This window comes from Methyloceanibacter sp., from assembly GCF_049590335.1.
Taxonomy (GTDB): domain Bacteria; phylum Pseudomonadota; class Alphaproteobacteria; order Rhizobiales; family Methyloligellaceae; genus Methyloceanibacter.
This window is the reverse complement of record NZ_JBAWCQ010000128.1, coordinates 19,215-31,892: the sequence shown is the minus strand read 5'-3', so window position 1 is coordinate 31,892 and position 12,678 is coordinate 19,215. Positions and strand designations below refer to the sequence as shown.

At 61.2% G+C, this 12,678-nt stretch carries 13 protein-coding genes, 1 tRNA gene and 1 pseudogene; 4 read left to right on the top strand and 11 right to left on the bottom strand.

What is annotated here, in order from left to right:
- The coding region (locus WBQ77_RS10445) for a hypothetical protein (protein WP_424060139.1) at nucleotides 1-429 on the top strand (429 nt) is incomplete at its 5' end.
- A 770-nt stretch (nucleotides 430-1,199) separates the two neighbouring features.
- Here the strand turns inward: WBQ77_RS10445 and WBQ77_RS10440 are convergent.
- Both WBQ77_RS10440 and WBQ77_RS10435 read right to left on the bottom strand, forming a co-directional pair.
- Nucleotides 1,200-1,748 (bottom strand): HdeD family acid-resistance protein, encoded by a 549-nt coding sequence (locus WBQ77_RS10440; protein ID WP_424041260.1) that lies wholly within the window; start codon nucleotides 1,746-1,748, stop codon nucleotides 1,200-1,202.
- A gap of 394 nt (nucleotides 1,749-2,142) precedes the next feature.
- A tRNA-Ala gene (locus WBQ77_RS10435) sits at nucleotides 2,143-2,218 on the bottom strand.
- A 210-nt stretch (nucleotides 2,219-2,428) separates the two neighbouring features.
- Between WBQ77_RS10435 and WBQ77_RS10430 the strand changes: the two genes are divergently transcribed.
- Nucleotides 2,429-2,722, top strand: coding sequence for a YggT family protein (locus WBQ77_RS10430; protein WP_424041258.1), 294 nt, complete (start codon nucleotides 2,429-2,431; stop codon nucleotides 2,720-2,722).
- 7 nt (nucleotides 2,723-2,729) lie between these two features.
- Nucleotides 2,730-3,089, top strand: coding sequence for a DUF167 family protein (locus WBQ77_RS10425; RefSeq protein WP_424041256.1), 360 nt, complete (start codon nucleotides 2,730-2,732; stop codon nucleotides 3,087-3,089).
- Here the strand turns inward: WBQ77_RS10425 and pyrF are convergent.
- The 6 genes and pseudogenes from pyrF to WBQ77_RS10395 form a co-directional block, all read right to left on the bottom strand.
- Nucleotides 3,086-3,796, bottom strand: a complete 711-nt coding sequence (gene pyrF, locus WBQ77_RS10420) for an orotidine-5'-phosphate decarboxylase (RefSeq protein WP_424041254.1) — start codon at nucleotides 3,794-3,796, stop codon at nucleotides 3,086-3,088. The genes WBQ77_RS10425 and pyrF overlap by 4 nt on opposite strands.
- Nucleotides 3,797-3,825: 29 nt before the next feature.
- Complete coding sequence (locus tag WBQ77_RS10415) at nucleotides 3,826-4,389, bottom strand: NADPH-dependent FMN reductase (RefSeq protein ID WP_424041253.1); 564 nt, start codon at nucleotides 4,387-4,389, stop codon at nucleotides 3,826-3,828.
- Between the two features lie 176 nt (nucleotides 4,390-4,565).
- Nucleotides 4,566-5,714, bottom strand: a complete 1,149-nt coding sequence (gene dnaJ / locus WBQ77_RS10410) for a molecular chaperone DnaJ (RefSeq protein ID WP_424041252.1) — start codon at nucleotides 5,712-5,714, stop codon at nucleotides 4,566-4,568.
- Nucleotides 5,715-5,836: 122 nt separating this feature from the next.
- Entirely contained in the window at nucleotides 5,837-7,762 is a 1,926-nt protein-coding gene (gene dnaK, locus WBQ77_RS10405) for a molecular chaperone DnaK (RefSeq protein WP_424060137.1), read from the bottom strand.
- 264 nt (nucleotides 7,763-8,026) lie between these two features.
- Nucleotides 8,027-8,497, bottom strand: coding sequence for a hypothetical protein (locus WBQ77_RS10400; protein WP_424060136.1), 471 nt, complete (start codon nucleotides 8,495-8,497; stop codon nucleotides 8,027-8,029).
- A gap of 19 nt (nucleotides 8,498-8,516) precedes the next feature.
- Nucleotides 8,517-8,669: pseudogene (locus tag WBQ77_RS10395) on the bottom strand (hypothetical protein); the annotation flags it as partial.
- Nucleotides 8,670-8,899: 230 nt separating this feature from the next.
- Between WBQ77_RS10395 and WBQ77_RS10390 the strand changes: the two are divergent.
- Nucleotides 8,900-9,496 (top strand): alpha-ketoglutarate-dependent dioxygenase AlkB family protein, encoded by a 597-nt coding sequence (locus tag WBQ77_RS10390; protein WP_424041247.1) that lies wholly within the window; start codon nucleotides 8,900-8,902, stop codon nucleotides 9,494-9,496.
- Nucleotides 9,497-9,556: 60 nt separating this feature from the next.
- On the opposite strand, the gene grpE is transcribed toward WBQ77_RS10390, so the two are convergent.
- From grpE to WBQ77_RS10375, 3 genes are all read right to left on the bottom strand, one after another.
- Nucleotides 9,557-10,219 (bottom strand): nucleotide exchange factor GrpE, encoded by a 663-nt coding sequence (grpE, locus tag WBQ77_RS10385; protein WP_424060134.1) that lies wholly within the window; start codon nucleotides 10,217-10,219, stop codon nucleotides 9,557-9,559.
- 137 nt (nucleotides 10,220-10,356) lie between these two features.
- Nucleotides 10,357-11,451: a heat-inducible transcriptional repressor HrcA gene (gene hrcA, locus WBQ77_RS10380; protein ID WP_424041244.1), complete on the bottom strand. Its 1,095-nt coding sequence runs from the start codon at nucleotides 11,449-11,451 to the stop codon at nucleotides 10,357-10,359.
- A 92-nt stretch (nucleotides 11,452-11,543) separates the two neighbouring features.
- Entirely contained in the window at nucleotides 11,544-12,536 is a 993-nt protein-coding gene (locus WBQ77_RS10375) for a GNAT family N-acetyltransferase (protein WP_424060132.1), read from the bottom strand.
- Nucleotides 12,537-12,678 lie beyond the last annotated feature (142 nt).

Here is a 12,678-nt window from a genome sequence, read left to right as displayed (position 1 = left end):
GCGGATGTACATCATCACCGTGAGGCGGATCACCTCAGGCGAGCTGTTGAAATAACGGAAGGGATTGCGCATCGCCGGAGGCTAAGGATGCCCCCTGCTCGGCTCAAGCCAATTTACTCTGACAATGCCCTATGGGCTATTGGACGGCTCTCTATCATCGAAACTCAAGATATAGGCTGCGAGGTCGTTCACTTCCTCCCGGCCCATTGGGATATTTGGCATCGTGGGATGTACGGCCTCTATTCGCTCAACTACGGTTTTTACGAATCCGTCCGACTGCTGGGCAATTTCATCAAACGTTGGGGCTTCTCGCACTGGAGAGGTTTCATTGGAAACAATCGCATGACAATTAGCGCAAACCTCTTTTGCGTAAACAAAACCTTCTTCGGCATCACCCATCCCCAGTGGCTCTGCCCTAAGGCAGGTTGAGGCCGCAAGTAAGATTGTTGAACTCAACAACGCCAGTCTCATCCGAGCCTCCTTGCTCAAGATACGGACCTATAATGCAGCATAAGCAACTTTGAGGAAGCCCCTCAATGCTTTCCCTCGCGCAGGATGAGTGGAGCAGGGCAGCGTCTTAGGCAACGAGCCTGCGGTCACCGACGGCGATAGAGTTGCGCGGCTCGCATTTTGGCAGAGTGTCTCATGATCATATCTAGATTTGTACTGCCTCTTGCGCTCATGTTCTCGGATCCGGCTTTCGCATATGATGGGTTTGATGCGGACATAGCTGCCTGCACCCAGGGGAACCATCAGGGTGATGTTGTCACTGTCTGCACTAGGCTAATTGACAACGCTGGGGCTGAGAACGCAGTCGTCGGAATGTTCTACGGCTTACGGGCGTCGAACAGTGACGATACTGAGCAAAACTGCTCGGACGCTCGCAAGTCTCTAGGGCTTGCTGATGATGGGGCTATCACAACACTCTCGCAGCAGCTTATAGAATAAATGAGAATTGGCGAGGTCCAGCCTGCATTCGCGTACAAGCCGGGCCTGCCGAGAGCGTAGGCGTCGGTGGCCTTATGGGCGGGGAGCAACGGCCTAGAGCTGCACCTTCATTAGGCCGTAGCGGCCGTCGCTGTGCCTTTGATGCGGATCAATGGGCGCTGCGAAGTTCGGCCTGCGAAGCAGACCGAACCCGCGTAATTTGCCGCAGAAGACAGTTAGCCTCGTATCCCTGTCTGGTTGACATTGGGGGACTATTTGTCTTTGGCCGCCATGGGCAAAAATAGGTATGCGACGCCCGACATAATCAAGTTGATGCCGACGAGAAGTCCAATAGCCCAAGTAGCCGAACTAGGCAGTTTCAGAATGAGAAGCACGCCAACGGTCACGGCGACCATGCCAGCCATCAGCATCCATATCCATCCCACATGTGGCCGTATCCGGAACGCGATCATGCCCTCCAGAACGCCGTGAATGATGAACATTATGGCGAGCAAAAGCGTGAGTGTGATGATGCCCGTAAGTGGGAAGAACGCTAACCATCCACCGGCGACGACGTAAAGCACACCGATCAGAAGGTCGAGAAAGAACTCACTCCATGTTCGGGTCGAAAACGCATGAACGACTTGCAGAATGCCCGCAATGAGGAAGAGCCAACCTAGAAAAACTTTCGCTGCAATAGTTGTAACGAAAGGAAAAGCGACTGCGGCGATGCCCAAGATAATTAGCAGAATGCCGAGAAAGTAGAACCAACCCTTATTCTCAGAAATTGTAGCCTGCATGGCTGCTTGTTCCGGTGTCATCGAACCCTCCCCATTTGGTGACTTTATCGTCGCCATCAAAGCAGCGACCCGCAGATGCTTATAGCAAATGAAAGGCCCGGCCCAAGTGGCATCATGCCGGGCCCGCCGGCAGCATAGGCGTGGATGGCTTTATGGGATGCTGCATGATGTCCAGCACGGCACCGTTATGACGCAATAGTAGGTCACGTCGCGGGCGTTGATGCGGAGCAACCGTGCAGGTGATGCGAGGGCTGCTTTTGCAAAGAGAAAAAGCCCCGGCGCGGAGACAACTTTAGTATCCCGCATCATGCGCTGACCTTGCGCGCCGTGCTGAGTTTATGCTGACTTTTTCGGAAAATGCCCGGACCCCGCTTTCCCGGCAAGGCACCTAATTATCTGATATAATTAGAAGTTTTGGTGGAGCCGGACGGGATCGAACCGACGACCTCAGCAGTGCGATTGCTGCGCTCTCCCAACTGAGCTACGGCCCCTTTTGAGCCCCGCATTTAGGGAACGGCCCTAGGGTCTGTCAAGCAAGGGTCCCAGGGAAACGGAGATTCTTGCGCGCGCCGGGCAGATGGTTGTGGCGATCCCAAAGTCCCGGTCCCGGACCCAATTTTCGGCATTGCGTCTGAGGGCTTGCCCTATGGCGTGCCCGTCCGCTACATGGGGGCCGAGGCCGTGCGAGGAGGGGCCGTTTTATGGTGCCATTGATCGGATTCATCGCGCTTGTGATCGACCTCTTCATCTGGGTTGTGATCGCAAGCGCAATCCTGAGCTGGTTGATCGCCTTTAACGTGGTCAATACCAACAACCGCTTCGTCTACTCGATCGCGGACGCGCTGTACCGGATCACTGAACCCGCGCTGGCCCCCATCCGCAGTTTCATGCCCAATCTCGGCGGGATCGATATCTCGCCGGTGATCCTGATTCTCGTCCTGCTGTTTTTCCGCGACGTGGTGCTGCTGGGCTGGCTACTGCCGGCCTTCGTGTAGGCGCTCCATGGCGGGAACCGTTCCCGGCCGTCCCGCACCCCAATTGAAGATCCGTCAGACCGAGACGGGGGTCGCGCTCGCGGTGCGGCTCACGCCGAAGTCCGCGCGCGATGCGGTCGAAGGTATCGAGGAATTCGGCGGTGATCCGGTCCTGAAGGCGCGCGTGCGCGCGGTGCCCGAAAACGGTCAGGCCAATGCTGCGTTGGAAACGCTGATCGCCGATTGGCTCGACCTGCCGCGGACTTCCGTTTGGGTCATCCAAGGCGCCAAGGCGCGCATCAAGATCGTTGCCGTCGACGGGAGCGTCATCGGCCTTTCGGCTTTGATCGCCACGCGCCTCACCGAATTTCGAGACTCCGCTTCCTAAGCGCTGACGTTCGCAATCTCGGCGGCGATGGCTTCGGCGGCCGCACGCGGGTCGTCCGCGCGGGTAATGGGCCGTCCGATCACCAGATAGTCCGCACCTGCCGCTACCGCATCGCTTGGTGTTACGACGCGCGTCTGATCTTGCGCGTCCGTGCCGGCAGGGCGGATGCCCGGCGTGACAATCAGGAAATGGCGCAACCGCTCGTGCAGCGCCGCTGCTTCCTTGCCCGAGGCCACGATGCCATCGAAACCCGCATCCTGCGCCAGCCGGGCCCGTTCTTGAACGAGGGCCAGAGGCGGCATCTCAATGCCTTGTTCCGAAAGGTCGGATCTGTCGAGATTGGTGAGCACGGTGACACCCAGAAGTTTCAGGGCGCTGTCGCCGCGCCCGCGCACGGCCGCATCCAGCGTCTTGCGGTCGGTGGCGTGAATGGTGAGGAACTGCGCACCGGTATTGGCAATCGCCGCCGTGGCCCGTTCCACCGTCGCCTCGATGTCGAGGAGCTTGGCGTCCAAGAATACGCGCCGCCCCTCCTTCACGAGGTCCTCGGCGAAGCCGAGTCCACCGCGATAGATCAGCTCAAGCCCGATCTTGTAGACGCCGACGCTGTCGCTGAGCTTGGCCACGAGCTTGCGCGCCTCGTCGAGATCGGCGACGTCCAGCGCCACGACGATGCGCTCGTTTGGCGCCAAAGTTTCTGCTTTCATGTCAGTTCCCCCAGAAAAACGATCCTGCCCTATGCGGCGAACTTTCGTGCCGCCACGGCCAAGGCTTCGACCACGTCGGCGAACATCTTTTGCCGGGCGTCGTCGACCAGGCTACCGTCCTCCGCGAATGCCTTCATGGCCCCAGGTAGCGCCATTTGCTGCGGAATAACGGTCGCGCCAAGTCCTACCGCAAGAACCTCACGGAGCTGCAACAGCGATCGCATGGCGCCGTAATAGCCAGGAGACGTGCCGGATATGGCGAAGACACGGGTGCGGTACACATTGGGCTCCGTCCCGACCCGGCTCACCCAATCGAGTGTGTTCTTCAACAGGCCAGGAATGCCGGCATTGTACTCAGGCGTCACGATCATCACGCCATCGTACTCACCGAGCAGGGCCTTGAAGGCTCGCGCACGTTCCGGCACGCCCTTGGCCTCCTCAAGGTCGCCTTGATAAATCGGCATCTCATAATCGGCGAGATCGGCAAAGATAGCCTCGATGCCGTTCGCCTCCGCAATCTTTTGCCCGAGCCGGGCAAGCTTTTTGTTGTGAGATCCCTCTCGAGCGCTCCCTGCGAAAAACAACAACCGCATCGGCGTCTCCGTTCTTATTGAGCATGGCTCGCCTCAACCGTGACCCATTGGCAAAGCGCGCCGGTGCCGTCCTCCTGTCGTCCGGCCGAGAACACATGTGGGGATGGTTCCGGCGCAACGAAAGAGGCTGAGGCGGAAATTAGCGAACGAATTTGTAGCGGGCCCCGAGTAGGACGCTACTCGCCGATGCCGTCGAAGAATTCCTTCACCCGGGCGAAGAAGCCTGCCGACTCGGGGCTCGTCTGGGCATTCGACTCTTCCTCGAACTCCCGCAAGAGATCGCGCTGCTTGCGCGTGAGGTTCTTCGGCGTCTCGACCTCAACTTGAATATAGAGGTCGCCCTGCTGCTTGGAGCGCAGCACGGGCATGCCTTTGCCTTTGAGCCGGAATTGCCGCCCGCTCTCGCTGCCCTCGGGGATCTTCACGCGGCTTCGTCCGCCGTCGATCGTGGGCACCTCGATCTGTCCGCCAAGCGCGGCCGTCGTCATGGAGATCGGCACTCGGCAAAACAGATCGGCGCCGTCGCGTTGGAAAAGCTCGTGGGGCTTGATCGCGAGGAAGATGTAAAGATCGCCGGGCGGCCCACCGCGCAAGCCCGCCTCGCCTTCGCCGGCAAGCCGGATGCGCGTGCCGTCCTCAACGCCCACGGGGATGGTTACGGATAGTGTCCGTTCCCGCATGACGCGGCCGGCGCTATCACAGTCGGCGCATGGGTCCTCGATGATCTCGCCACGGCCCTCGCATGCGGGGCACGGGCGCTCGATGGTGAAAAAGCCCTGGCTCGCACGGACCTTGCCGGCACCGCCACAGGTACGGCAGGTGACTGGAGCCGTCCCGGCCTTGGCGCCGGAACCTGAGCATTGTTCGCATGTGACGCTGGTCGGTACACGGATCTGTGCGTTGCGTCCCTCAAACGCCTCCGCCAGCGAGATTTGCATGTTGTAGCGGAGGTCGGCACCCCGCGCGCGTCCCGAGCGCTGCTGCGGGCGACGTGCGCCCATGAACTCGCCGAAGAGGTCGTCGAACATGGCGGACATGGATTCGGAGAAGTCCGAACCAAACCCGTGGGCACCGGGGCCACCGCCAAAACCCGAACGACCGTCGAAGGCTGCATGGCCGAACCGGTCATAGGCGGCGCGGCGCTGTGGGTCCTTCAGGATCTCATACGCTTCGTTAATGCTCTTGAAACGGTCTTCGGCGGTGGGGTCTCCCCCATGCCGGTCCGGGTGACATTCCTTCGCAAGGCGTCGGAACGCAGTCTTGATCTCGGCGTCGCCGGCTCCGCGCTCAATGCCCAGAGCCTCGTAGTAACACTGCTTCGCCATCACCCCTCCGGACCATCATGCCCCGTCCGTTCGCGAACGCGCCGCATAAGGGCCTCTTATTGAGCTTTCGGCGGAGCCCCCTTTGAGGAATAGGGGACCCCGCTGCCTTGTTGGAACTCGAGTTACGCGGACTTCTTGTCGTCGTCGTCCTTGACTTCCTCAAAGTCGACGTCGACCACGTTCTCGTCTGAGCTGGCGCTCCCGTCCGCATCCGCGGAGGGACCCTCATCGCCGCCTTCCGCTTGACTGGACTGGTACATCGCTTCACCCAGCTTCATCGAGGTCTGGGCCAGCGCATCGAGCTTCTGCTTGATGGCTTCTACGTCCTCGCCCTCGGCGACGGTTTTCACCTCGGCCGCGGCGGCCTCGACCGCCGACTTGTCCTCGTCCGAAACCTTGTCGCCGAAATCTGCGAGCATCTTCTCGGTCGAATGGATCAGCGCCTCGGCCTGGTTGCGTGCTTCCACGAGCTCGCGGCGCTTCTTGTCGTCTTCGGCATGGCTCTCGGCTTCCTTGACCATACGGTCGATATCCGAATCCGACAGACCGCCCGAGGCCTGAATGCGGATCGACTGCTCTTTGCCGGTCGCCTTGTCGGCCGCCGAAACATTGACGATACCGTTGGCATCGATGTCGAATGTTACTTCCACCTGCGGAACGCCGCGGGGTGCCGGTGGAATGCCGACGAGATCGAACTGGCCGAGCATCTTGTTGTCCGCGGCCATCTCGCGTTCGCCCTGGAAGACACGGATAGTCACCGCGTTCTGATTGTCTTCTGCGGTGGAGAAGACCTGGCTCTTCTTGGTCGGGATCGTGGTGTTACGATCGATCAGCCGAGTGAACACGCCGCCCAGCGTCTCGATGCCCAGCGAAAGCGGGGTCACGTCGAGCAGGAGCACGTCCTTGACGTCGCCCTGCAGCACGCCGGCCTGGATCGCCGCGCCAATGGCCACGACCTCGTCCGGGTTCACACCCTTATGCGGCTCTTTGCCGAAGAAGGTCTTCACGGTCTCTGCGACTTTCGGCATGCGCGTCATGCCGCCGACGAGGATAACTTCGCTGATATCACCCGCTTTCAGACCCGCATCCTTCAGCGCCGCTTCGCACGGGGCGACGGTGCGCTTGATGAGGTCTTCCACAAGGCTCTCCAGCTTGGCACGGGTCAGCTTCATGGTTAGATGCTTCGGACCCGACTGATCGGCCGTGATGAAGGGCAGATTGACTTCGGTCTGCTGCGTCGAAGACAGCTCGATCTTAGCTTTCTCAGCCCCTTCTTTCAGGCGCTGAAGGGCGAGCTTGTCGCCGCGCAGATCGATACCGTTCTCTTTCTTGAACTCATCGGCGAGATAATCGACGAGGCGCATGTCGAAATCCTCGCCGCCGAGGAACGTGTCGCCGTTGGTCGATTTCACCTCGAACACGCCGTCGCCGATTTCGAGGATAGACACGTCGAACGTACCGCCGCCGAGGTCGTACACCGCGATGGTCTGGCCGTCCTTCTTGTCGAGGCCGTAGGCAAGCGCCGCAGCCGTCGGCTCGTTGATGATCCGCAGGACCTCGAGACCGGCAATCTTGCCCGCATCCTTGGTCGCCTGACGCTGCGCGTCGTTGAAATAGGCCGGAACGGTGATGACCGCCTGCTCGACTTTCTGGCCGAGATGCGATTCGGCCGTTTCCTTCATTTTCTGGAGGATGTAGGCGGAAATCTGCGAGGGAGAATATTTCTTGCCGTTGGCTTCGACCCAGGCATCGCCATTGTCGGCCTTCACGAGCTGGTAGGGAACGAGCTTCTGATCCTTCGCCACCGTGGGGTCGTCCCAGCGGCGGCCGATCAGCCGCTTGATCGCGAATAAGGTGTTTTCCGGGTTGGTTACGGCCTGGCGTTTCGCCGGCAGTCCGACCAAAGCCTCGTCGTCGTCGGTGAACGCCACCATGGACGGTGTCGTACGCATGCCCTCGGCGTTCTCAATCACCTTCGGGCTAGATCCATCCATAACCGCGACACAGGAATTCGTCGTGCCGAGGTCGATACCAATAACTTTTGCCATATCCGAGCCTCTCCTTCTGGCAAACCGTCCGGGCCCTGATGCGGCACCCGGGATTGAATGACGCGCCTAGCCTCGCTCGAGGCGGCGCGATCCGGTCCCCAATTGTTTCGCAGCGCCCCGCAGCGGAAAATCACGCGGTGTCCCGCGGTTATATAGGTGTCAACCCTATGGCCCGCAAGGAGAAGACGGATCGCATTCGGCAGGCGGCGCTGGTTGTCACGTTAGGCGCCTCCACGCGCCAACGAGGATTGGGGTCAAGCAGCACTAACGGCCGTCGGCAGTGGCCTCCAAAACTTCGGTTTTGAAGGCCTCCGCGCGGGTGTCGTCAGCGATTCCAAGTTCCATAGCGGAGGCGAAAAGTCCCTGGTAAACGCCGGTTAACGTTGCCGCCATGCCACTCAAAGGGATGAATTTGACCTCCGCCCGCGTGCCGTCGGGGACGCCGAGATTGGCGGCTTCGAATTGGGCAGGCAGCTGGCGCCCGGCCCGCATGTTGCGGCCATGGCCGCAAAAAGCGCCCACGAAGAGGCGGCAGAACTCGGTCATGGACGGACAAATCGGCTCGATGGTCATGGAACCGAAGTCGAATTCCTGCGCCGCGACCACGCCACCCGGCCTCGTCCAGCGATACATTTTCTCGAGAATGGCGACGGGGTCGGGCATATGCATCAGAAAGAAGCGGCAATAGGTCAAGGTCGAAGGGCGCTCCCGCCAGGGTGCCAGTCGTCGGGACATCCGCCTCGACGTGATGAACTGCCGCGCCGCCTTCCGCATTCAAATCCGGCGGCGCCTGCCGCCCGAGGCTGCTGTCGATCTCAAGCCTGGTGACGGTGCCCGATTCGCCGACCCGGTCCGCCATGAGCCGCATGACCGAGCCGGGTCCGGAGCCCAACTCGAGGCAGGACATGCCGGGCGCGAGCCCGATATCGTCGAGCAGAGCCTCTGACGCTCCGCGCCACATCTCACCCTGCTCCCGCAACCGCGCGTGCTCCAGTTCGTCGCGGCTGTGGATGTATCCGTCGGTATTGGCCGCCATCGCTTTGCTCATCAGATACTTCCCTGGAAACGCACTTCCGCCGGTGCCTGTAAGCGGTAGAGTGCGACCCTAGGCGAGAGGGCCCCGGGGGCAAATAACGCGTGCAATATTTCCCAAAGAAATTGGACCCGACGGCCCAAGCCGCGCTTCTGGGCGACATCCGCAGGATTATCGGCCACGCGCCCCTGTTCGTTCCAACCATGCCCCGTTCGGGCACGCCCATGTCGGTTTGGATGACCAATGCCGGTTCGGTGGGGTGGGTCACGGACAAGGCGCGCGGCTACCGGTACCAGGCCAGCCATCCCGAGACCGGCGCACCGTGGCCGGCAATTCCCCAACGCCTTCTGGCCCTATGGGCCGAGCTCGCCGACTACCCGCATCTGCCCGAAGCTTGTCTAATCAACTACTATGGAGGCGCGGCCAAGATGGGGCTGCATCAGGATCGCGACGAGGAGGACTTCGCCGCGCCCGTACTCTCTGTCTCGCTGGGCGATACGGCGATCTTCCGCGTGGGCGGAACCACTCGGAAAAGGCCGACGCGAACGCTCGAACTCCAATCCGGGGATGTGGTGGTTTTGGGCGGCTCGGACCGGCTCGCCTATCACGGCATCGATCGGGTGCTTGCCGAATCAAGCAGCCTTCTGGAGGAGGGCGGGCGCTTCAACCTCACGCTCCGCCGCGTCACTAAACCGGCTTAGACGGGATCCGCCTTAGATCGCTTCCGGCGTAGCTGGGTTCCGGCCAAGCCGCGTGGCGGCTTAGTCCTTGCCCGGCGCGTCGTCGTTGGCCGCGCCACCCGGACCGAATCCCGGTGCCTCCTGAGGCGCTGCTTTGGACGCCGGTGCCTGTTTGGGACCACCTTTGGACACAGCGACAAGCGCGGGTCTGAGTACCCGGTCGCCGATGGAGAACCCCGCTTGCATCACCTGCACCACGGTGCCCTCGGGGACATCGGTGGTCGGGACTTCGTACATGGCCTGCTGCTGATTGGGATCGAAGCGCTCGCCTAGCGGCTCGAGCTTCGTCACGCCGTGCTTCTCCATCATCTTGAGCAGTTCGCGCTCCGTCAGCTCGACGCCCTCTAAAAAGCTCTCGAGTGCCGGGTCGTTCGCGGCCTCATCGGCCGGAACATGCTCGATCACGCGGCGTAGATTGTCGCCGATGGTGAGAACGTCGCGCGCGAAATTGGAAATGGCGTAGCGCGACGTGTCTACCTTTTCGCGCTCGGTACGGCGGCGCAGATTCTCCATATCGGCCATGGTGCGCAACAGCTTGTCGCGCATATCAGCATTCTCCGTCAGCAGGGCCTTGAGGTCACTCGCGACGTCGGCGCCGGTGTCCGGATCGGACGCCGTCTCCGGCGAAGCCTGTTTCGCCTGCGGATCGTCGTTAAAGCTTGGATCGGAAGGTTCGTCCGGCATCGAATGTCTCGGGGGTCAGAATTGATCGGAAGAGCCACGGATATCGACCGGGCAAGATTAAAAATCAAGGGACAACGCAACAGGTGCGGCTTAGCGCTCCCACTTGGCGGCCGGGCGGAGTTCGGGTTGCCCGCATGTTACGGGGCGAGCCGCCCCAGAAGCCGCGCCGTGTAATCGACCATCGGAATGATACGGGCGTAGTTCAGCCGAGTGGGCCCGATAACCCCGAGCACACCGACGATCTTCTGCTCGGTGTCTTCAAACGGCGAAACGATGAGGGCCGATCCGGACAGCGAGAACAAATTGTTCTCCGAACCGATGAAGATCCGCACGCCCTCGGCGCGCTCGGCGAGACCGAGCAGCTGGATCAGGCCCTTCTTCGCATCCAGATCCTCGAACAAGAGCCGGACCCGCTCCAGGTCCTCCATCGCCGTGATGTCCTCGAGGAGATGCGCGTGGCCGCACACGATCAGGCTTTGCCGGTCGTCCGCCTCGCCTGACCAGGTGGCGAGGCCGTCGGTGACCACTTGAGCGGTGAGTACATCGAGCTGGGCGCGCCGCTCTTCGATCTCCGTTTCGACGCGCCTGCGCGCCTCTTCCAGCGTCATGCCAGCGATCCGCGCGTTCATGTAGTTCGTCGCTTCGTTCAGCGAAGACGGGGGCAAGCCTTGCGGCAGCGTCACGATACGGTTCTCGACGTCGCCGTCTTCGCCCACGAGAACCGCCAGCGCTTGGCCCTGGCCGAGATTGACAAACTCGACGTGACGTAGCGTCTTGCTCTGTTTTTCGGCCAGCACCACGCCCGCGCAGCGCGACAAGCCCGACAGCATCTCGCCGGCCTCGGCAAGAAAGTCCTCGACCCCGCGACGACGGCCGCGTGTGACCATGCGGGCTTCGATTTCGTTGCGTTCGGCCTCCGACACGTCGCCAATCTCAAGCAGGCCGTCTACGAAGAGCCGCAAGCCTGTCTGGGTCGGTAGGCGGCCGGCGCTCGTGTGGGGCGCATAGATCAGGCCCAGCCCTTCGAGATCGGACATGACATTGCGGACCGATGCCGGCGACAGCGTCATGGGAAGCGCGCGGCTCAGATTGCGCGAGCCGACGGGCTCGCCCGTCTCCAAATATGTCTCGACGATCCGCCTGAAGATCTCGCGCGAACGCACGTTGAGTTGGCGCAATCCTGCAGCGGCGTCGGCTGCGACTTTGGCGCCTTTGACGTCTGTGTGACCCATGACGGGAAACTTAGGAAGCGCTCCACACGGCGTCAAACGGAGTTACGACCGCGCGTTCGGGGCGGCTCAGTTCGCCGGGCCCGGTCGAGGGCTCAGTTCAGCGGCCCAAATTGGGAAGAGACGGGCGACGAAAGCTCGTCCGGCGCGCCGAAATGGGCAAAATAGCGCGAATTGATGTGCTGGACCGGCATAACGACAAACACGTCGGTCGTGCCGAACTGGCGGTCGATCACCGCGCCGTCGCCGATATAGGCGCCGAGCCGGAGATAGCCCTTGATCAGAGGCGGCATGGTTTTGAGCGCCGCGCGCATATTCACCGCTTCCTTCGGCATCATATTCATTTCGACCCGCAGATGCTCGTGCGAACGCACGAGCCACTCCTCGGGGGCCCGGGCCGCGTGATGCAGAAAGCTGAGCGCCATGGCGTGCTCGGCAGGGTTCACCCCGGGGAAGCTCGCGCAGCCGATCATGGCCTCGCCGCCGTGCTGGCGGACATAGGACCAAACACCGTGCCACAAAAGCTCCAAAGTCCGGCGATTGCGGTACGGCTTCAACACGCACGACCGGCCAAGCTCCATAAAATTGCAGCCGGGCTTGGACTGAATCAGAGGTTCGATGTCGTATTCGCCTTGGGTATAGAACCCGCGGTGCTCGTCGGCGATATCCTGGCGCAGCACACGATAGGTACCGACCACTTTGGGACGCCGCCAGCCCTTCTTGTTGGGGTCGCCATGGTCCACCACAAGAAGATGGTCGAAGATAGGGTCGAACGCGTCTTCGTCGCGCCGCGACAGCATCGCCAGCGCGCTGGGCGTTGCGGCCATCTCTTCGTAGAAAACTTTGTAGCGGAGGCGCTGGGCGCGGCGGATCTCGCTCTTTTTGCGTGCGAGCTGCACCTCAAGAGAGCCCATCCGGCCGTAAATGTGTGGAGACTGAGATCGTCCGCGCAGCCCACCGGAAAGGGCACGGCCGCGGCCCATGAAGGGTAACGTGCCGGGGGCACCCGGCCGGAAATTCAAGTCGGGGAATTTGGCCGCAACCAGAAACTTTTCTGCAAAGCGTCCCGGACTCATCTTTGTCAGCATGGTTGAGCCCACCTGATAATCTTAGGGAACGTACCGCGAGGCCTCAAGTAGCACTCGACAGATCGCAGGACCTTTCGGCAACCCCGATTCGGCCACATGAGAAGCGGGTTAGCAAAACAATTCGAACCCTATGTGACAGGCG

Excerpts from the sequence above, each read along its gene's own strand:
- pyrF (WP_424041254.1), bottom strand. The coding sequence starts at position 3,796 with ATGAAAGCAGAAACTTTGGCGCCAAACGAGCGCATCGTCGTGGCGCTG.
- WBQ77_RS10425 (WP_424041256.1), top strand. The coding sequence starts at position 2,730 with ATGGCGGGAACCGTTCCCGGCCGTCCCGCACCCCAATTGAAGATCCGT.
- grpE (WP_424060134.1), bottom strand. The coding sequence starts at position 10,219 with ATGCCGGACGAACCTTCCGATCCAAGCTTTAACGACGATCCGCAGGCG.
- WBQ77_RS10375 (WP_424060132.1), bottom strand. The coding sequence starts at position 12,536 with ATGCTGACAAAGATGAGTCCGGGACGCTTTGCAGAAAAGTTTCTGGTT.
- WBQ77_RS10400 (WP_424060136.1), bottom strand. The coding sequence starts at position 8,497 with ATGTCCCGACGACTGGCACCCTGGCGGGAGCGCCCTTCGACCTTGACC.
- hrcA (WP_424041244.1), bottom strand. The coding sequence starts at position 11,451 with ATGGGTCACACAGACGTCAAAGGCGCCAAAGTCGCAGCCGACGCCGCT.
- dnaJ (WP_424041252.1), bottom strand. The coding sequence starts at position 5,714 with ATGGCGAAGCAGTGTTACTACGAGGCTCTGGGCATTGAGCGCGGAGCC.
- WBQ77_RS10415 (WP_424041253.1), bottom strand. The coding sequence starts at position 4,389 with ATGCGGTTGTTGTTTTTCGCAGGGAGCGCTCGAGAGGGATCTCACAAC.
- WBQ77_RS10430 (WP_424041258.1), top strand. The coding sequence starts at position 2,429 with ATGGTGCCATTGATCGGATTCATCGCGCTTGTGATCGACCTCTTCATC.
- WBQ77_RS10440 (WP_424041260.1), bottom strand. The coding sequence starts at position 1,748 with ATGACACCGGAACAAGCAGCCATGCAGGCTACAATTTCTGAGAATAAG.
- dnaK (WP_424060137.1), bottom strand. The coding sequence starts at position 7,762 with ATGGCAAAAGTTATTGGTATCGACCTCGGCACGACGAATTCCTGTGTC.